The 17,035-nt window shown below is 71.8% G+C and carries 22 protein-coding genes; 18 read left to right on the top strand and 4 right to left on the bottom strand.

The window, feature by feature from the left end:
* Window positions 1–113 precede the first annotated feature (113 nt).
* From ACFY9V_RS32515 to ACFY9V_RS32535, 5 genes are all read left to right on the top strand, one after another.
* Complete coding sequence (locus tag ACFY9V_RS32515; RefSeq protein ID WP_355341908.1) at window positions 114–815, top strand: DUF2993 domain-containing protein; 702 nt, start codon at window positions 114–116, stop codon at window positions 813–815.
* A gap of 236 nt (window positions 816–1,051) precedes the next feature.
* On the top strand, window positions 1,052–1,132 hold the full coding sequence (locus ACFY9V_RS32520) for a putative leader peptide (protein ID WP_355342331.1): 81 nt from the start codon (window positions 1,052–1,054) through the stop codon (window positions 1,130–1,132).
* Between the two features lie 167 nt (window positions 1,133–1,299).
* Window positions 1,300–2,136 (top strand): sulfurtransferase, encoded by an 837-nt coding sequence (locus tag ACFY9V_RS32525; protein WP_355341911.1) that lies wholly within the window; start codon window positions 1,300–1,302, stop codon window positions 2,134–2,136.
* 19 nt (window positions 2,137–2,155) lie between these two features.
* Entirely contained in the window at window positions 2,156–2,446 is a 291-nt protein-coding gene (locus ACFY9V_RS32530) for a DUF1416 domain-containing protein (RefSeq protein WP_355341914.1), read from the top strand.
* Between the two features lie 120 nt (window positions 2,447–2,566).
* Window positions 2,567–2,953: a DUF3099 domain-containing protein gene (locus tag ACFY9V_RS32535; RefSeq protein WP_355341917.1), complete on the top strand. Its 387-nt coding sequence runs from the start codon at window positions 2,567–2,569 to the stop codon at window positions 2,951–2,953.
* Between the two features lie 11 nt (window positions 2,954–2,964).
* Here ACFY9V_RS32535 and ACFY9V_RS32540 read toward each other — a convergent pair whose 3' ends face one another.
* A complete protein-coding gene (locus ACFY9V_RS32540; protein WP_391164032.1) occupies window positions 2,965–3,327 on the bottom strand; it encodes a DsrE family protein in 363 nt (120 codons plus the stop codon).
* Window positions 3,328–3,527: 200 nt separating this feature from the next.
* Between ACFY9V_RS32540 and ACFY9V_RS32545 the strand changes: the two genes are divergently transcribed.
* The 7 genes from ACFY9V_RS32545 to ACFY9V_RS32575 all read left to right on the top strand — a co-directional run bounded on the left by ACFY9V_RS32545 (window position 3,528) and on the right by ACFY9V_RS32575 (window position 9,367).
* Window positions 3,528–4,271: a hypothetical protein gene (locus ACFY9V_RS32545; protein ID WP_391164033.1), complete on the top strand. Its 744-nt coding sequence runs from the start codon at window positions 3,528–3,530 to the stop codon at window positions 4,269–4,271.
* 54 nt (window positions 4,272–4,325) lie between these two features.
* Complete coding sequence (locus ACFY9V_RS32550; RefSeq protein ID WP_391164034.1) at window positions 4,326–5,186, top strand: hypothetical protein; 861 nt, start codon at window positions 4,326–4,328, stop codon at window positions 5,184–5,186.
* Window positions 5,183–6,028 carry a hypothetical protein gene (locus ACFY9V_RS32555; protein ID WP_391164035.1) on the top strand — a complete coding sequence of 282 codons (846 nt, stop codon included), beginning with the start codon at window positions 5,183–5,185 and terminating at the stop codon, window positions 6,026–6,028. Before ACFY9V_RS32550 ends, ACFY9V_RS32555 begins: the two co-directional genes overlap by 4 nt.
* A 140-nt stretch (window positions 6,029–6,168) precedes the next feature.
* Window positions 6,169–6,942 (top strand): hypothetical protein, encoded by a 774-nt coding sequence (locus ACFY9V_RS32560; protein ID WP_391164036.1) that lies wholly within the window; start codon window positions 6,169–6,171, stop codon window positions 6,940–6,942.
* Between the two features lie 244 nt (window positions 6,943–7,186).
* On the top strand, window positions 7,187–7,750 hold the full coding sequence (locus ACFY9V_RS32565; protein ID WP_355341934.1) for an FABP family protein: 564 nt from the start codon (window positions 7,187–7,189) through the stop codon (window positions 7,748–7,750).
* Window positions 7,751–7,889: 139 nt separating this feature from the next.
* On the top strand, window positions 7,890–8,327 hold the full coding sequence (locus tag ACFY9V_RS32570; RefSeq protein ID WP_355341937.1) for a Fur family transcriptional regulator: 438 nt from the start codon (window positions 7,890–7,892) through the stop codon (window positions 8,325–8,327).
* Window positions 8,328–8,356: 29 nt separating this feature from the next.
* Window positions 8,357–9,367, top strand: coding sequence for a folate-binding protein (locus ACFY9V_RS32575; protein WP_355341940.1), 1,011 nt, complete (start codon window positions 8,357–8,359; stop codon window positions 9,365–9,367).
* 41 nt (window positions 9,368–9,408) lie between these two features.
* On the opposite strand, the gene dtd is transcribed toward ACFY9V_RS32575, so the two are convergent.
* Entirely contained in the window at window positions 9,409–9,834 is a 426-nt protein-coding gene (dtd, locus tag ACFY9V_RS32580) for a D-aminoacyl-tRNA deacylase (protein WP_391164037.1), read from the bottom strand.
* A 201-nt stretch (window positions 9,835–10,035) separates the two neighbouring features.
* Between dtd and ACFY9V_RS32585 the strand changes: the two genes are divergently transcribed.
* Together ACFY9V_RS32585 and ACFY9V_RS32590 are read left to right on the top strand one after the other, a co-directional pair.
* Complete coding sequence (locus ACFY9V_RS32585) at window positions 10,036–10,722, top strand: ABC transporter substrate-binding protein (protein WP_391049725.1); 687 nt, start codon at window positions 10,036–10,038, stop codon at window positions 10,720–10,722.
* Window positions 10,723–10,904: 182 nt separating this feature from the next.
* On the top strand, window positions 10,905–12,161 hold the full coding sequence (locus tag ACFY9V_RS32590) for a GNAT family N-acetyltransferase (protein WP_355341946.1): 1,257 nt from the start codon (window positions 10,905–10,907) through the stop codon (window positions 12,159–12,161).
* Window positions 12,162–12,231: 70 nt separating this feature from the next.
* Here the strand turns inward: ACFY9V_RS32590 and ACFY9V_RS32595 are convergent, their stop codons facing one another.
* Window positions 12,232–12,399: a hypothetical protein gene (locus ACFY9V_RS32595; RefSeq protein ID WP_355341949.1), complete on the bottom strand. Its 168-nt coding sequence runs from the start codon at window positions 12,397–12,399 to the stop codon at window positions 12,232–12,234.
* Between the two features lie 235 nt (window positions 12,400–12,634).
* Here ACFY9V_RS32595 and ACFY9V_RS32600 point away from each other — a divergent pair, with 235 nt between their 5' ends.
* The 3 genes from ACFY9V_RS32600 (at window position 12,635) to ACFY9V_RS32610 (ending at window position 15,534) form a co-directional block, all read left to right on the top strand.
* Window positions 12,635–13,537 (top strand): GntR family transcriptional regulator, encoded by a 903-nt coding sequence (locus tag ACFY9V_RS32600; RefSeq protein WP_355341952.1) that lies wholly within the window; start codon window positions 12,635–12,637, stop codon window positions 13,535–13,537.
* On the top strand, window positions 13,534–14,259 hold the full coding sequence (locus tag ACFY9V_RS32605; protein WP_391049721.1) for an HAD-IA family hydrolase: 726 nt from the start codon (window positions 13,534–13,536) through the stop codon (window positions 14,257–14,259). The genes ACFY9V_RS32600 and ACFY9V_RS32605 overlap by 4 nt, the downstream gene beginning before the upstream one ends.
* 132 nt (window positions 14,260–14,391) lie before the next feature.
* The gene (locus ACFY9V_RS32610) at window positions 14,392–15,534 is read left to right on the top strand and encodes a phosphotransferase (protein ID WP_391164038.1); all 1,143 of its coding nucleotides are present in this window, start codon (window positions 14,392–14,394) and stop codon (window positions 15,532–15,534) included.
* 76 nt (window positions 15,535–15,610) lie between these two features.
* Here the strand turns inward: ACFY9V_RS32610 and ACFY9V_RS32615 are convergent, their stop codons facing one another.
* Window positions 15,611–16,051: a GNAT family N-acetyltransferase gene (locus tag ACFY9V_RS32615; RefSeq protein ID WP_355341960.1), complete on the bottom strand. Its 441-nt coding sequence runs from the start codon at window positions 16,049–16,051 to the stop codon at window positions 15,611–15,613.
* Between the two features lie 84 nt (window positions 16,052–16,135).
* Here ACFY9V_RS32615 and ACFY9V_RS32620 point away from each other — a divergent pair, with 84 nt between their 5' ends.
* Window positions 16,136–17,011 (top strand): dihydrodipicolinate synthase family protein, encoded by an 876-nt coding sequence (locus tag ACFY9V_RS32620; RefSeq protein WP_391164039.1) that lies wholly within the window; start codon window positions 16,136–16,138, stop codon window positions 17,009–17,011.
* Window positions 17,012–17,035: the final 24 nt, after the last annotated feature.

Here is a 17,035-nt window from a genome sequence, read left to right on the forward strand (position 1 = left end):
GTGAAGGGCGGATTGAGCCGCGGTAACGGTTGGCCGCGCGGGGAACCGTCGGGTCTGCCCCGCCGTCAGGGCTGAGGGGAGATCAGCGGGGAACGAGCGGGGAGCGACAGCACATGCGAGTGGCGCGGACAGTTCTGATCGTCCTGGTGATCCTCGGCGGCCTCTTCGTCGCGGCCGACCGGATCACGGTGTCGGTGGCGCAGAACAAGGCCGCCGACCGCGCCGCGCTCACCGAGGGCCTGACCACCAAGCCCAAGGTGTCCATCGAAGGCTTCCCGTTCCTCACCCAGGCCGCCGGCGGCAAGCTGGACGAGGTCAAGATCTCCGCGAAGGACATCGCGGCGGGCAACGGCGAGCAGACCCTGCGGATCGACTCCTTCCACGCCGACCTGCACGGCGTACGGCTCTCCGACAGCTACCGGCGGGCGGTCGCGGACACCGCCGACGGCATCGCCTTCCTCACCTACGAGGACCTGACGAAGGCCGCGCCCACCGGGATCACGGTCTCGTCGGCGGGCGACGCCAAGAGCAAGGACGGCGGCGCGCTGGTCAAGATCACCGGCGAGTTCATGGGCGCGAGGCTGAGCGTGCTCAGCGAGGTGACGGTGCGCGGCGCCGACGAGATCGGCCTCCAGGCGGCCGAGCTGCCGAAGGCGTTCACCGAGCTGGGCCTGGAGGACCAGGTGCGGCAGCAGATCGACTTCACCCGGCAGCTCACCCACCTGCCCTCCGGGATCGCGCTGACGTCCGTGACCAGCACGCCGGACGGGCTGTCGGTGGCGGCGGGCGGCAAGAACGTCGTTCTCGCCAACTGAGACGGCGGTGTCCGTACCGCAGTCCTCCGCAGGTGGGCGGGGTGACCGTATCGCCCGATCGGGTGGTTCGGAACGGTCCGGCATGGGGTATTAAGCCGCTCGTACGCCGTCGGCAGGCCGCCGGACGGGCCGAGACACGGGTTGCGTGGCATGGTGATTCCGCCATGCGGACAATCTTGTCTCGGTATATGACACGACGGTGACACCTACGGGTTGATATCCCTACGATCGGGACCATGAAGCGACAGGCGGATCTCACGAAGCGGCGGGCAGTCGACCTGTGCCGCGTCGCCGCCATGCTCTGTCGCATGCCCTAGGGGTGGCGGTTCCTCCGTGCCGATGCCGGCCGTAACGGCCCCCGGCGCAGCCTGCCTCCCCTGCCTGCCAGGCGAATCCCCGCGCATCACGCGCATCGCGTATCCCTCGCAAGCCCCGCGCGCCCGTCGCGCACCGCACATCCGTACTGCCCCGGAGGAGAAACAAGATGAGCCGCAGTGACGTCCTGGTGGACGCCGACTGGGTCGAGGCCCACATCGACGACCCCAAGGTGGTCATTGTCGAGGTCGACGAGGACACCTCGGCCTACGACAAGAACCACATCAAGAACGCCGTCCGCATCGACTGGAAGACCGACCTCCAGGACCCGGTCCGCCGCGACTTCGTGGACCAGGCCGGCTTCGAGGCGCTGCTGTCCGCCAAGGGCATCGCCAACGACGACACCGTGGTGCTCTACGGCGGCAACAACAACTGGTTCGCCTCCTACGCCTACTGGTACTTCAAGCTGTACGGCCACGACTCCGTGAAGCTGCTCGACGGCGGCCGCAAGAAGTGGGAGCTGGACTCCCGCGACCTGGCCGTGGACGTGCCCGAGCGCCCCGCGACCACGTACAAGGCCAAGGAGCAGGACACCTCGATCCGCGCCTACCGCGACGACGTCGTGGCCGCGATCGGTTCGCTGAACCTGGTCGACGTCCGCTCGCCCGACGAGTTCTCCGGCAAGCTGCTCGCCCCGGCGCACCTCCCGCAGGAGCAGTCGCAGCGCCCCGGCCACGTGCCGAGCGCCCGCAACATCCCGTGGTCGAAGAACGCCAACGACGACGGCACCTTCAAGTCGGACGACGAGCTGACGGCGCTGTACGCCGAGGAGCAGGTCGATCTGGCCAAGGACACCATCGCGTACTGCCGCATCGGCGAGCGCTCCGCGCTCACCTGGTTCGTGCTGCACGAGCTGCTCGGCCAGGCCAACGTCAAGAACTACGACGGCTCGTGGACCGAATACGGCTCGCTGGTCGGCGTTCCGATCGAGCTCGGCTCCAACTGACCCCGGAGGACTGAACGTTATGTGTGGAGCCAAGGCCGGTGGGCCCGATCTGGCAGGAGTTGACGTGGCGAAAGAGACGATCATCCAGGGATCGGTGACCCGCGACGGCGAGCCGGTCACCGGTTACGTCCGGCTGCTCGACGGCGGCGGCGAGTTCACCGCCGAGGTGCCGGTCTCCGCGACCGGGCAGTTCCGTTTCTTCGCGGCCCCCGGTACCTGGACGCTCCGCGCCCTCGTCCCCGGCGCCACCGTCGACCGCACCGTCGTCGCCCAGCAGGGCGCCCCGTCCGAGGTCGCCATCGCGGTCTGACCCCGCCGTGAAGGGCCGCACCCCGCGCAAGGGGGCGCGGCCCTTCGCTGTTCCGGGACTCCGTCCGGCGGGGGGTGCGCGGCGGGTGCTGATCCGGCGTGGCGGACGTACCGTTGAAGGGTGAACGCGCGTCGCCGTCACTGGTATTTCGCCATGATGGGCACCTGCGTGGTGCTGTTCGTCATGGCGTGGTCGGTTGTCCGCATCTGGTCGGTGCCGGCGGCCATCGCGATGTGCCTGGTGGCGATGGTGATCCCGCCGGTCGCGGCGATCGTGGCGAACCGGAAGGGCCCTGAGGACCGGTGGTGGGACGAGGAGCCGCTGCGGCCCGAGGAGCGCAAGCCGACCGGGAAAGAGCGCGATGACCCGCCCCCGCCGGGCGCGACCTCGATGGAGGAGCACCGGAGGATGACCCCGGCGCGGTCCGAGCGCCAGAGCTACGGTTCGTCCGGCGACCCGGAGTCCGACCGGTGGTGGGACGAGCTGGACCGCGGCGGTCCGCCGTAGCGCCCGCGCCTTCAGTAGACCAGCGCCTGCACGCCGTCCGGCATGATCTCGCTGACGAAGAGCTGCGCGCCCGCGATCCGTACGCCCGCGATGACGTCCTGTTCCCTGATGTCACGGCGGGCCGCGCACTGCGAGCACAAGGTGACCTGCCCGGCGGCGAGCACCGCGTCGATCAGATCCGGCAGCGGCGCCGCGTGCGGCAGCTCGAACTCCGCCGCGCGGCCGGGCAGCGCGAACCACGCGGACTCACCGGTCAGCCAGAGCGAGACCTCCACGCCGCTGGCCACCGCGACCGCCGCCACCGTGAACGCCTGCGAGCACCGCTCGGGCGCGTCGGCGCCCGCCGTCACCTTGATCACGAGCTTCTTCGCCATCCGGCCAGCGTAGGCGCAGCCGTCCCGGAGCCGCACAGCCGTCCCGGAGCCGCACCGCACCCGTACCGGTGGCACCTCTGCCCTCCGGCTGTGTCGTACGTCACGCAGGCGTCGGCAAATTTCGTTGTGAAGCCGCTGTGTCGTCTCGACATAATGCGAGTCCGCGTGCATCGCACGCGTGTACGCCCGGGGGGGCTTCTGTGGAACTGAACGACGGTGGCGTACGCCGCCGCGGCCGTGGCGCGCTGTTCGGCGCCGTGGCCGGACTGGTCGCCGTGGCGGCCGTGACAGCGGGGGCGGTCGTCGCCCTCGGCTCCTCCTCCGGCCACGCCGACGCGTCCGTAGCCCCGCCCGCCAGGCCCTCCGCCGCGACAGCGGCCCCGACGACCGGCGCGGCCACGCCCTCCTCGGCACCCCCCACGGCCGCCGCGCGCGTCCCGGGCCGGGTCTCGCACGGCGTCCACACCGGTGACCTGCGCTTCTTCCTGCTCCCCGCACCCTCGGACGCCGACGTCTACGGCGACCCGGACGGTTCGCCGTACACCGCCGACGACATCGCGGGCAGCGCCTCCGACCCGTCCGACGCCCGAGCGGCCCTGAAGACGTACGGCTTCCGGACCGGCGCCTACCGCACGTACCTCACCGGGGACGGGGCCTTCGAGGTCAGCGCCCGGCTGATCCGCTTCGGCAGCGCGGAACAGACCGCCGCGTACGACGCGCAGCACTCGTACCAGGGTGCCCGGATTCCGCTGACCACCGCCTATCCGGCCCGCGCCTACAACCTCCAGTCCTCCTCGGCCGAGAGCACCAGCGCCGTGGTCGCCGTCGCCCACCAGGGCGACGTCCACATCACGATCACCCTGACCGGCGGCAAGGCACCGTCCGCCGCGCTGGTCCAGCGCCTGCTCGACGCCCAGTTCCAGCGGCTGAAGACCGGTCACTGACCTCGGGTCCCGCCGCGCGACCTTCTCCTTCCGAACCATCTCGTGGAGATCCCCTTGTCCCTGTCCGAAGACACCCCTGCCCAGGAGCGGGGCCCCGAGCCGGAGCCCGAGGCGCCGCCCGCGCCGGACTTCCCGCCCACGCCGCCCGCGCCGGGCCTCCCGGCCACGCCGCCCACGCAGGACCTCCCGCCCACGCCGCCGCACCCGCCCCGCCCGCGCGGGCGCACGACGCTGCTGATCGCCGCCACGCTGGTGCTCGGCGTGCTGGCCGGGGGAGGCGTGGGCTACAAGATCCAGCACGACCGTGAGCCGACGCCGCTGCCCCCGCTGACCGGCCCCGCGCTGGCCCAGCCGAAGGGGACGGGCCCGGACGTCCCGGCCCTCCCCGTCGCCCAGGACCGGAACGCGGTCTACGACGGCGACCTGCTGAAACTGCTCGTGCCGACACCGAAGACGAAGGGCACGAAGGAGCTGGAACGCGGCTGGCAGTCGCTGGTCGAATACGCCGACGGCTACGGCCGCCCCGACATCGCCTTCACCCGGCTGGCCCAGAACGACTTCCGCCGGATGGCGGGCGCCGGCTGGACGGACGCCCGCCACGACTTCTCCCATGTGGAAGTCGTGCAGTTCCGTGACGAGGCGACCCTGTACACCGGCAGGCACCTCACCGAGCAAGTGGGAGCCGCGGGCACCAACCCGCACTTCGCCCACAACACGCCCGTGCCCGGCACTGCCGACGGCCAGGCGTGGGGCTCGGGCAAGCCGTACGAGAGCGACGGCTATCTGCCCCAGTACCGGGGCATCGGATTCGCCCGCGTCGGCAACCTCTTCGTCGAGGTCGTCCTGGACTCGGAGCACCCGGTCAAGGTCAAGGCCGTCCTGTCCCTCATCAAGCGGCAACTGGAGCGGCTGTGACCGATGAGCCCGAGAACGTACCGCCGTCCGTCCCCGCCGCCCCCTTCGGGCCCCCGGCGGTACCCCCGCCCGCTCCCGCTCCGGCACCCGTGCCCGCTCCCGTACGGTCGCGGCGCGGGCCCGCGCTGATCGCCGTCGGCGCGCTGGTGGCCGTCGCGGCGGGCGGGGGGATCGGCTACGCGGTGCTGAAGCAGCGCGACGACGGCACGTCGGCCAAGCCCGCCGTGGCCACGCCCTGGACGCCGCCCGCGCCGACCGCCACCGAGGACTTCGGCGCGAAGTCCGGCGGCAGCCACTACGGCAGCCTGAGCGAGCTGCTGCTGCCGATGCCCGCCGGTTACGGGCCGGGGCCGGACGTCGAGGGCTTCGGCAACGACGTGGAACTGAACGCGACGAAGGCCGCCGACCTGGTCAAGGGCGACCTCGGCGGGCTGACGAAGAAGCAGCGCGCGAAGACGGAGAAGGCTCTCGCGCAGCTGCACATCGAGGGCGCGGGCATGCGGACGTACCGGTCGATCGAGAATCTGATCGTCGAGATCGAGATCGTCCAGATGAAGAACAAAACGGCGGCGCACGCCCAGACCGACTACTTCACCGAGTTCACCAAGGCGCTGGGCGTCTTCCGCAACGGGCCCACGATCGACGGCCACCCCGGCGCGACGTGCGTGCTGCCGCCGACCGAGCCCGGCGAAAAGCTCGACGAGATGCTCTGCCAGGCCACCGAGGGCGACCTCATGGTCACGGTCACCGCCTCCGGTGTCGTCCCGCTCCAGAAGAACGAGGCCGCCAAACTCCTCGCCCAGCAACTCGACCGCATCAAGGACCCGGGAGAGGCCGTCTGATGCCCGACAATTCGCCTGCGGCTCAGCCCGCCACCCCCCTCGCGCCGCAGCCGCCGTCTCAGCCTGAGCGGCTTTCCGAGTCCCGGCCGGAGTCCCAGGGGCCCGGCGACGCGCCGGCCGTCGAGCCGCACCTCCTTCCCGTGGCCCGCCGCCCGAGGCGGCGGCTGCGGGCGCTGGCGCGGTGGACGGCCGCCGTTCTGGTCTTCGCGGCGTTCGGCGGGGCGACGGCGTACGCGGTGACGCAGCCGGAGCGGACGAAGGTGCCGGGGCTCAAGACGCCGGACGACGGCCGGTGGACGTTTCCGCCGCTGGCGCTGCCGAAGCTGCCCGCGGGCAAGCCGGGCGCGCTGGACACGGGCGTCAACCCCTCGGGCCGCCACTACGCCGACCTCAGGTCACTGCTGCTGCCGCTGCCCGAAGGCGCCGTCGAGGACACCATGCTGCCCGGCGTCAAGGGCTGGGTGCCCGCCGAGGACTACGTCGGGCGGTTCGACGTCGGCGACCGCGCCGCCGCCGGGACCACGCTCACGGCACAGGGCCTGCGGCACATCGCGGGCCGCGCCTGGTCCATGCCGGACGGTACCCGTACGCAGATCTACCTCGTGCAGTTCGTCAGCACCGCCTACGCCGGTGACTACGCCACCAGCGCCGAGTACACGACGCTGACCGGCGTCGACAGCAAGGAGGGCGACAACTCCGTGGAGTCGGACTCCCTGCCCGTCCCCGTCACCGTCTCCGCGTACGCCCAGACCCCGCCGTACGACGACACGGCGACGCGGTACGCCTTCGTCCACGCCGGGGACACGCTGGCGCTGGTCGTGCAGTCGACCGGCCGGCAGGCGGGCGTCAAGCGGGGCACACCCGCGGTGCCGTTCCGCCAGACCGTACGGCTCCAGGCGCAGCTGCTCGGCTGAGCGCTTGAGCCGCGGGCGGCGGGGCGGCGGGGCGGGGCGCTGGGGCGCACGTCACGCGGCCTGGCCGCGCCTTCGGACGGGCGGCGCACTAGACTCGTGCGCGGCCCGTCCGCATGATCCGTCCGAGGAGCACGTCCCGTGCAAATTGAGTATGTCTACGACGCCCTGCTCGTGCTCGTCTGCCTGGGCGTCGCGCTCTTCGCGTTCTACGCGGTGAAGAAGCTCTACCAGGGCCAGCGCTGACATGATCGAGATCCCGTCCGACCTGCACCCCGACCTCGTACCGCTGGTGTTCCTGCTCGGCCGGTGGGAGGGCGCGGGCGTCCACGACTTCCCGGGCTCCGAGAAGTGCAACTTCGGGCAGGAGGTCGTCTTCACGCACGACGGCCGCCCGTTCCTGGAGTACACCTCGCACTCGTGGGTGCTGGACGAGGCGGGCAAGAAGGTCAGGCCGCTGGAGAGCGAGAGCGGCTTCTGGCGGATCGACAAGGACCGCAAGGTCGACGTCACCACCACGCGTGACGAGGGCGTCGTGGAGATCTGGACCGGCGAGCTGGCCGACGGCAAGCCGCAGATCGACCTGGTCACGGACGCCGTGGCACGGCTCGCGGGCGCGCCCGACTACAGCGGCGGCAAGCGGCTGTACGGGTACGTGAACAGCGACCTGATGTGGGTCGGCGAGAAGGCCACCCCCGCGGTGCCGCTGCGCGCGTACATGTCGGCGCACCTGAAGAAGGTCGTGGACCCGCGGGAGTGGGCCGCCGACCTGAAGGACCTGCCGGACGACGGCATCGCCTTCTTCAAGTAGGCCGGGCTTCACGGAGGCGGAGCCGGCCGTACGCCCCGGCATCGCGCGTACGCCCGGGTCCGCGCCCCGCGTACGCCGGGGAAGCCAGCGTCGCCTTTCCGGGACGGTCGGCTTTCCGGGACGGTCCTACACTGGCCGTGTGGTGACCATCGACTGGAAGACCGATCTGCGGCAGCGGGGCTACCGGCTCACGCCCCAGCGCCAGCTCGTGCTGGAGGCCGTGGACGTACTGGAGCACGCGACGCCCGACGACATCCTGTGCGAGGTCCGCAAGACCGCCTCGGGGATCAACATCTCCACCGTCTACCGGACCCTTGAGCTGCTGGAAGAGCTGGACCTGGTCAGCCACGCCCACCTCGGCCACGGCGCCCCCACTTACCACCTCGCCGACCGGCACGACCACATGCACCTGGTCTGCCGCGACTGCGACTCCGTCACGGAGGTGCCGGTCGCGCTGGCCGAGCCGCTGAAGGACGGGCTGCGCGCGGAGCTGGGCTTCGAGACGGACATGAAGCACTTCGCCATATTCGGCCGCTGCCGGGACTGCGCGGACAGGCGTTCGGACGCGGAGTCGTAGCACCGGCGCGGAGTCGTAGTCTTGACGGCATGACTGACGGCGTGAACATGACGGACGGCGCGACCACCGGCGTGAAGAAGAGTCCTTTGCTGTCGCTGCCCGGCGCTGTCCTCGCCGAGGGCCCCGACGAGGGAGTGGCCGCGCACTACGGCGACCTCTTCCGCGAGCAGCGCGCCCTCGCGGACGGCACCGGCTTCGTGGACCAGTCGCACCGCGGTGTGGTGACGGTGTCCGGCGACGACCGGCTGTCCTGGCTGCACCTGCTGCTCACCCAGCACGTCGAGAAACTTCCCCCCCGGCAGGCGACCGAGGCGCTGGTCCTGTCGGCGAACGGCCACATCGAGCACGCCCTCTACCTGGTGGACGACGGCACCACGACCTGGATGCACGTCGAGCCCGGCACGCAGGGCGCGCTGCTCGCCTACCTGGAGAGCATGAAGTTCTTCTACCGCGTCGAGACCGCGGACGCCACGGACGCTTACGCGGTGGTGTACCTGCCCGCCGGTTCGATCACGGCGGTGCCGTCGGAGTGGGCCGTACGGGAGACCGCGTACGGCCGGGACGTCTTCGTGCCGCGCGCCGAGCTGGAGTCCTTCGCCGCGAAGGCCGCGCCGCCGATCGGCGCGCTGGCCCTGGAGGCGCTGCGCATCGAGGCGCACCGGCCGCGGCTGGGCCTGGAGACCGATCATCGTACGATCCCGCACGAGCTGGGCTGGCTGGAGACCGCGGTGCACCTCCAGAAGGGCTGCTACCGCGGACAGGAGACGGTCGCCCGCGTCCAGAACCTCGGCCGCCCGCCGCGCCGTCTGGTCTTTCTGCACCTGGACGGCAGCGAGGTGCGGCTGCCGGGCCACGGCGCCCCGGTCCGGCTCGCCTCGGACGGCGAGGACGGCCGCGCGATCGGCTTCGTCACGTCCTCGGCCCGGCACTGGGAGCTGGGGCCGATCGCACTGGCCCTGGTGAAGCGGAACACGCCGGAGGACGCGGTGCTGATGGCGGAGCAGACGGCGGCGTCGCAGGAGACGGTCGTGGCGCCGTAGGTCCGTTGGCGCGCGTGGCATTTCGGGGCGCGGGTGCCGCCTCACATGTCGATGACCACCGTGAACGGGCCGTCGTTCGTCAGCGAGATCTTCATGTCCGCGCCGAACCGGCCCGTCTCGACGGTCGCGCCGAGCGCCCTGAGCTGGGCGACGACCTCGTCGACCAGAGGCTCGGCGAGGTCGCCGGGCGCCGCGGCGTTCCAGGTGGGGCGGCGACCCTTCCGGGCGTCACCGTAAAGCGTGAACTGGCTGATGACGAGCAGCGGGCCGCCGATGTCGGAACAGGACCGCTCGTCGGGCAGGATCCGCAGCGTCCACAACTTGCGGGCCAGCGCCGCGGCCTTCTCCTTCGTGTCGTCGTGCGTCACGCCGACCAGGACGCACAGGCCGGGCCCCGTAATGGCACCGACGCTCTCCCCGTCGACCACGACTTCCGCTTCGCTCACCCGCTGGGCCACCGCTCGCATGCGCCCATTGTGGCCTGCCGCGCCCGCACGCCACCCACACGGGTGAGGGGGAGCGCGGGGAGGGGAACGTACGCCCGGTCGGCGGCTTCGCACAACAGTTGCGACGGCCGTTCGGGTGCAGAGTCGCTGCGGGGTGACAGGGGCAGGTGGCAGCATCGGAAGGGTGGCGGCGCAGGCGCCGCCACGGAGGGGACAACAGGCATGACCACTTCCGGCGCTGGAGAGACTTCCGGCACTGCCGTACCGACGGCGCCCACCACGAAGGGCCACCGCATGCTGAAGGCCGACGGATCTGGTCCGCTGGGTTCACGGGGTCCGCTGCGCACGCCCGCGCCGCGCAACCCGCTCGCCGACCTGCCCGCGCCCGACCTCGGCGCGCTCGACCTGGGCGCGCTGCGCGCCCTGCGCAGGGACGCGCAGCAGGAGGAGGCCGACCTGTCGTATCTGCGGCGGATGCTGCACGGCAGGATCGACATCCTCCAGGCCGAGCAGGCCAGGCGCAGCGGGCGGGACGCGCGCGGTACGGCCGCGGGGCAGGGCCCCGACGCGCCGAGTACGTCGCCCGTGCTCGACCGGCTCTCGGAGATCCTGACCGACGGGCCTTCGCGGGTCCGTTCCTCCGCCCGCCACGTCACGCTCGGCACCCCGCTGACCGAGCGGGTGCGGCAGCTCGCCGAGGACATGCTCGCCGAGGTGGAGCTGTCCGACCTCGACGCCCGCACCGACCCGGAGCTGGACGCGGCGATGGGCCGCCTGGTCCGCAACGAGCAGCAGGTCTCACGCCGCCGCCAGGCCCTCCAGCAGACGGTGGACGGGTGCAGCGCGGAGATCACCCGGCGGTACCGGGAGGGCGAGGCGAAGGTGGACGACCTGCTGTCGGACGGGTGAGGGCGGTGCCGTCGGACGGGGGAGGGCGGGGCGGCGCGCGGCGGCGGCGTTTCGGCGCGCGGTGGCGGCGGGTCGGCGCGGGGAGGGTGGGTCGGCCCGGGGTGGCGGCGGGTCGGCGCGCCCGGCGGCTCCCCGGCCGAAATTCGGGTGCGGACGGCCGGGTGCGTCCGTAGCGTGCGCGTATGACCTCGAGCCCTGAGATCCGCACGCTGGCCGAATCCGACGTCGCCGACTGGGTGCGGGCCAAGCTCGCCGGCTTCCATCTCGCGCCCTCGGTGAGCGCGGCGGAGGTCGAGGCCCGCAGGGCCGCGTTCGACCTGAGCCGGACGCAGGGCGCTTTCGACCAGGGCCGCTGCGTGGCGACCTTCCGCAGCATGCCGCGCCAGCTCACCGTGCCCGGCGGCGCGGCCGTCGCGGCCTCCGCCGTCACGAACGTGTCCGTGACCGGCACGCACCGCCGCCGCGGCCTGGCCAGCCGGATGATGGCGGCCGACCTGGCCGCCGCCAAGGAGCGCGGCGAGCCGGTGTCGATCCTGGTCGCGGCCGAATATCCGATCTACGGACGGTACGGCTTCGGCGCGGCGACCTGGGTGACGGACTGGGAGATCGACGTGCCGCGCGCGGGCCTCGACCGGCGCTGGGCGGGCCCGACCGACGGCGGCCGGGTGGACCTCGTGACCGTCGAGGACGTACGCAAGGTCGGCCCCGCGCTGCACGAGCGGGTCCGCGCGGTGACGCCCGGCGCGATCAACCGCACCCCCTACTGGTGGGAAGTCAACACCGGACAGCGGCCGTTGGACTCCCAGCCGTGGACCGAGCCCTTCTTCGTGGTCTACCGCGACGCCGACGGCCGGGTCGACGGCCTGGCCGCGTACGCCGCCAAGGAAGAGCACTGGCCGGGCAAGTTCCCCAAGGTCGAGCTGAGCGTGCACGGGCTGATCGCCGCCTCCCCGGCCGCCGAGACCGCGCTGTGGCGCTTCCTGCTCGCGCTGGACTGGGTGACGCTGCTGAAGTCCGGCCACCGCGCGCCCGACGACCTCCTGCCGCTGCTCCTCGGCGACCCGCGCGCCGCCCGCACCGAGACCTACGCCGACTTCATGTGGCTGCGGATGCTCGACGTGCCCGCCGCCCTGTCCGCCCGCACCTACGCGGGCGGCCCCGCCGCCCTCGTGCTCGACGTCCACGACCCCGCGGGCCTGGCCGGCGGCCGTTTCCTCCTGGAGACCTCGCCCTCGGGTGCCGCCTCCTGCACCCCCACCTCGGCCTCCGCCGACCTCTCCCTGTCCGTCGCCGACCTCGGCTGCCTCTACCTCGGCGACGAGTCCCCGGTCCGCCTCGCCGCCCTCGGCCGTGTCTCCGAACACCGAACGGGTGCGGCCAGGACAGCCGACGCCCTGTTCCGCACCCCACGCCGGCCCTGGTGCCCCGACGTCTTCTGATCCCCGCGCTGACCCGTTACTCGGTTACCCGGTTACCCGGTTACCCGGTTGCCCGCTTTTCCGCGGCCCGTCACTGCGCCAGCAGCAGCGCTATCGCGGTGATCCCTATGCAGGTGAACGTGGTGTTCCGCATCTTGTGACCGAGTCCCACCAGCCCGACGGCGATGGCCCCTGCCGCGCCGTACCGCCACTGGATGATCTCTTCGAAGGCATATGCGCACAAACTGAGAGCGAGCATGACCGATCCCTCCTTCGCGACTCCGCGCTTTTGCAGAAGGCGGGTGGCTGCGATGTCCCGCACGCCATCGGACGGGAAGTTGGCGACCCCCGATGAGGCTGGATCATTCAACTTCCCTACCCGAATGAGAAGTTGAGAGAGGCTGCCTCTATCAAGGGTGTGCCCAGTTGGCCGAGATCGATAAACTCGGGTCAGGTAAGCACCGTTGTCCCGCCGGAAGTTGTAACGTCGTCTTGTGGACGAGGAAGACGCCGGAACCAACGGTTCCCGACCCCCATACCGCTACATCGCGGACGTACTCCGCGGTGAGATCGTCGACGGTCGCTACCCGGTCGGCGGACGCATACCTTCTCAGGCGGAGTTGGAAGAGCGCTTCAACGTCTCCCGTCCCACGATCCAGCGTGCGCTGGGCGTACTCCGCGACGACGGCTACATCGACAATCAGCGCGGACGCCCGTCCGAGGTGCTGCGCTGGGAGGAAGACCGCCCGGATTCGCAGACTCGGCTCCAGGAGCCGGGACGTGCTTCCAAGGCCCTCCGGCCGCACATCGACGAGGCGTTCACGCACCAGCACGTCACCATCGACGCCTACTCGCTGACCACGGAAACCCTCAGCCGCGCGCTGGTCGTACCTCTGACGCGGGTTCAGGACGGCGACCTCAAGCCCGAGTCGATCCGCCTCCGCCTCATGATGCCCAGCCTGTCCGCGCAGTTGGCGATTCCCCGGCTGGTCGCCGACGCCTCCGACGAGCGCCCGCTGTGGCGGCTGCGCCAACTCGTCCGCGCCCATGTCCTCACCGTGCGCGCCGCTTTCGCGGCCCTGGCCGAATTCCAGCCCGACGTCGAGCAGTCGGTCGAGGTGCGGACCGTACCGATCACCCCGATGCACAAGCTCTACCTCATCAACGGCCGGACCGCGCTGTTCGGCCACTATCAAGTGATCGACCGCGAGGTCGAGTTCGGCCAGCGGGGCAAGGGCAACATCTACGACGTCCTCGGCATCACCGCGACGCTCTTCTCGTTCGGCCTGAACACCGACAAGCCCAAGGAGCGGGACTCGCAGTTCGTCACCGAGTCCCAGGAGTGGTTTGACTCACTCTGGTCAACGATCGCCGAGCCGCTGACACTCCTTGAGTGACTCCTACGTACTTCGAATCACCTGAGAGCAGCCCGTTCGCCCTGCTCGACGCGGCGGAATGCCTGTTGCTCGACTTCGACGGACCGGTCTGCGAACTGTTCGCGAGGCATCCGGCCAGCCTGATAGCGGAAGAGATGCGCCGGTACCTCGACCGGCACGGGATACGTCCCCCGAATCCGGCGACGGCGCGCAGCAAGGACCCGCACGCCATGCTCGGCGAGCCCTGGCCGCCCGGAGTGGCCGCCGAGCTCGAGCGGATACTCGCGCACGGCGAGGAGTCGGCCGTACCGTCCGCGCGCGAGACAGAGGGCGCCGACGAATTCGTACGGGCCGTGGCGCTCAGTGGCCGACTGCTCGCCATCACCACCAACAACTCGCCCCAGGCCGTCGAGACGTATCTGAAGAGCCATTCGCTGGAAAGCGTCTTCGGGTCGCGGATCTACGGCCGTGACCAGTACGACCCGGCCAGGATGAAGCCGGACCCCGACTGCCTGCTGCGGGCCATGACGGCGCTGAAGGTACGGCCGGAGCAGTGCCTGATGATCGGTGACTCGCCGCGGGACGCGGAGGCGGCGCGGGCGGCGCGGGTACGTTTCCTCGGTTACGCGCGCTCCAGGAGCCGGGTGGCGCGGCTCCAGGAGATCGAGCCCCATCCGGTGGTCGTCGGGATGCGTGACCTCGTCGTCGCCGCGAGCGCGTTGAGTCGTCGCCCGAACGGGTGAGGCGTCGCGGTCCGTAACCGGGTCTTAACGGCTCTCCGATGGCGGGGGCTGCCGCTACCCACTAATGTTCGTGCCAAACACTGGCCGCCCTTCGGCGGTCTCGTGAGTGCGCGAGCGCGTGGGAGCGATGCTTTGGGCGTCCTGACGACCGGCCGGGAGCAGAGCCTTGCTGCCGCTTGGGACACGGTCCGACAGGATGCCACGCGCTTCGGTGAGCGGCTGACAGGTCATCACAACAGCAACTACGTCATCGATCTGGCGCCCGGCATGGCGGAGCGTCTGCGCTTCGAGGCGCACACCCCGGTCAAGGTGCGGGTGCCGCTGGACGGTTCGCTGAAGGTCGTGGAGCGGGTCTGGCCCGACGAGGGCGAGATCCTGAACGCCTTGCAGCGCACGGCGGTTGTGGAGAACACCCCCCGGCACTACGTGGGACTCGGCGGATTCTCCGTCCACGAGTACGTGCCAGGGCAGGCGCTGGCGGAGGTCTGCGCGCCGGGCAAGCCGGTGGATCCCTTCGTCGTGGACGCCATCGTCGGTCAGATGGCGGGGTTCACCCGGGTGTCGGCGGCCGATCTGCCCCCGCTGCCCGCCGGTTGGGCCGCGGACGGCGACTCCAACGCCTTCCTCAGAGCCCGCGCGGACTTCGCCGAGCACGATGTGCGCGCCGCCAACTGGGCCGACTTCGCACCGCTCTTCGCCGCGCTGGAAGTCCCGGCGAACGCGTTGCGCTGGTTCCGCGACCGGATGCCGCCGCTGCGCCGGCGGCCCTTCGCGCTGCTCCACGGCGATCTGCACCGGCACAATCTCATCGTCCGCGCCGACGGCGGCCTCACCGTCGTGGACTGGGAACTCGCCATGTGGGGCGACCCGTTGCACGACCTGGCCATCCACCTGGTGCGGATGCGGTACCCGGCCGACCAGCGGCCCGAGGTCATCGAGCGCTGGCGGCGTGCGGTGCTCCGCGTACACCCGGAGGCCGCCGCCGGGCTCGAACGGGACCTGCCGGTGTACACCGCCTACGAACGGGCCCAGTCGCTGTTCGCCGACACCATGCGCGTGGCGCTCGCGCTCGACGCGCATCCGGGTCCTGGCATGGTCGGGGCCGGGGTGAGCCGGGTGCGGGCGGCGCTGCACCTGGCCGCGGTGCCGCTGCGGCTGCGCCGGGTGGCCACGCGTACGGAGGTCGAGCGGGCGCTGGTGGACTGGGTGCGCAAGCGGCAGCGCGACGGCGTCCGCGTCCCGCCGCTGCGCGCTGACATCGCCGAGGCCGCGTAGGCCGCGTATGCCCGCAGGCCCCGTGAGCCGCGTATCCCCGTAGGCGGTGCGGGCCGCTGGCGTCGCTGAGGCCGCGTCAGCGGTTCCGCGGCTCCCGCGCCGAAGGGTTCTGGAGGCCCAGGGTCATCCAGTTGTCGGGGTCGGTGAGGGGGGTGAAGCCGACTTTGGCGTAGACGGCGTGGGCGTCGGCGGTGGCGAGGACGACGCGGCGCAGGCCGTAGGGGGTGAGGTGGTCGCGGATGGCGGTGACGAGGGTGGTGCCGAGGCCCTGGCCGCGGGTGGCGGGGTCGACGTAGACGTCGCAGAGGTAGGCGAAGGTCGCGAGGTCGGTGACGACGCGGGCGTAGGCGTGCTGGGCGCCGGTGGCGGGGTGGTAGGCGCCGAAGTTGAGGGAGCCGTCGATGGCGGCCTGCTGGGTGGCGAGGGTGCGGCCCAGGGCCCAGTAGGCGTCGGTGGAGAGCCAGTCGTGGATACGGGGGACGTCGAGGCGGGCCGGGTCCGCGGAGATCTCGTACATGCGCGGGAGAGTAGCGCTGCTTAACGGTTCCGTGCACGACAATTAACTGGACCTTCGCCATGGGCTCGGGTCAGACTCGCGGACATGATCCTCGTACCGCTGGTCACGCCGTTCGACACACAGGGCCGGGTCGCCGTGGGCGCCCTCGAAGGGCTCGCGCACGAGGTGCTGCGGGACGGCGCGGCCGGGCTCGTGGCGCTCGGCACGACCGCGGAGGCCGCCGCCCTCGACCCCGGCGAACGCGCCGAGGTGACGGCGGTCGTCGGCCGGGTCTGCCGCGAGCACGGCGCGCGTTTCGTGCTCGGCGCGGCCGGCGGCGCCACGGCGGCGGCCGTACGGGAGCTGGGGGCGCTCGCCGGGGGGCCGGTGGTGCCTGACGCCGTCCTGGCCACGGTGCCGTCCTTCTCCCGGCCGGGCGAGGCCGGGGTCCTCGCCCACTTCGCGGCGCTGGCCGCCGCCGGTCCCGTACCGCTGATCGTCTACCACGTGCCGTACCGCACCGGGCAGCCGCTGACCGCCCGCACGCTGCGCGAGCTGGCCGCGCTGCCGGGCGTGGCCGGTGTGAAGTACGCCACCGGCGGCATCGACGCCGAGACCGTCGACCTGCTCGGCGATCACCCGGACGGCTTCGAGATCCTCGCGGGCGACGACATCTTCGCGCCCGCCCTGTTCGCCCTCGGCGCCCCCGGCGGCATCCTCGCCTCCGCGCACCTGGCCACCGCCCGCTGGGCCGGGCTGGCGGAGGCCGCGGCCACGGGGGACGCCAAGGGGGACACGGCCCTCGGCCACCGCCTCGCCGCTCTGGCGGCCGCCCTCTTCCGCGCGCCGAACCCGACCGTCATCAAGGCCGTGCTGCACGCGGAGGGCCGCATCCCGACCCCCGACGTACGGCTGCCGCTGCTGCCCCCGCCGCCCGCCGTCGTGGACGACGCCCTGACCAGGCTGCGTCTCGTCCCCTGAAATGCCCCGCCGCCCCGCTCCCGC

Source organism: Streptomyces sp. NPDC008317, assembly GCF_042955955.1.
Lineage (GTDB): Bacteria > Actinomycetota > Actinomycetes > Streptomycetales > Streptomycetaceae > Actinacidiphila.

Bases quoted from the DNA above. Each gene is read 5' to 3' on its own strand.
- ACFY9V_RS32515 (WP_355341908.1), top strand. From the start codon at position 114: ATGCGAGTGGCGCGGACAGTTCTGATCGTCCTGGTGATCCTCGGCGGC.
- ACFY9V_RS32520 (WP_355342331.1), top strand. From the start codon at position 1,052: ATGAAGCGACAGGCGGATCTCACGAAGCGGCGGGCAGTCGACCTGTGC.
- ACFY9V_RS32525 (WP_355341911.1), top strand. From the start codon at position 1,300: ATGAGCCGCAGTGACGTCCTGGTGGACGCCGACTGGGTCGAGGCCCAC.
- ACFY9V_RS32530 (WP_355341914.1), top strand. From the start codon at position 2,156: ATGTGTGGAGCCAAGGCCGGTGGGCCCGATCTGGCAGGAGTTGACGTG.
- ACFY9V_RS32540 (WP_391164032.1), bottom strand. From the start codon at position 3,327: ATGGCGAAGAAGCTCGTGATCAAGGTGACGGCGGGCGCCGACGCGCCC.
- ACFY9V_RS32565 (WP_355341934.1), top strand. From the start codon at position 7,187: ATGATCGAGATCCCGTCCGACCTGCACCCCGACCTCGTACCGCTGGTG.
- ACFY9V_RS32575 (WP_355341940.1), top strand. From the start codon at position 8,357: ATGACTGACGGCGTGAACATGACGGACGGCGCGACCACCGGCGTGAAG.
- dtd (WP_391164037.1), bottom strand. From the start codon at position 9,834: ATGCGAGCGGTGGCCCAGCGGGTGAGCGAAGCGGAAGTCGTGGTCGAC.
- ACFY9V_RS32585 (WP_391049725.1), top strand. From the start codon at position 10,036: ATGACCACTTCCGGCGCTGGAGAGACTTCCGGCACTGCCGTACCGACG.
- ACFY9V_RS32590 (WP_355341946.1), top strand. From the start codon at position 10,905: ATGACCTCGAGCCCTGAGATCCGCACGCTGGCCGAATCCGACGTCGCC.
- ACFY9V_RS32595 (WP_355341949.1), bottom strand. From the start codon at position 12,399: ATGCTCGCTCTCAGTTTGTGCGCATATGCCTTCGAAGAGATCATCCAG.
- ACFY9V_RS32615 (WP_355341960.1), bottom strand. From the start codon at position 16,051: ATGTACGAGATCTCCGCGGACCCGGCCCGCCTCGACGTCCCCCGTATC.
- ACFY9V_RS32620 (WP_391164039.1), top strand. From the start codon at position 16,136: ATGATCCTCGTACCGCTGGTCACGCCGTTCGACACACAGGGCCGGGTC.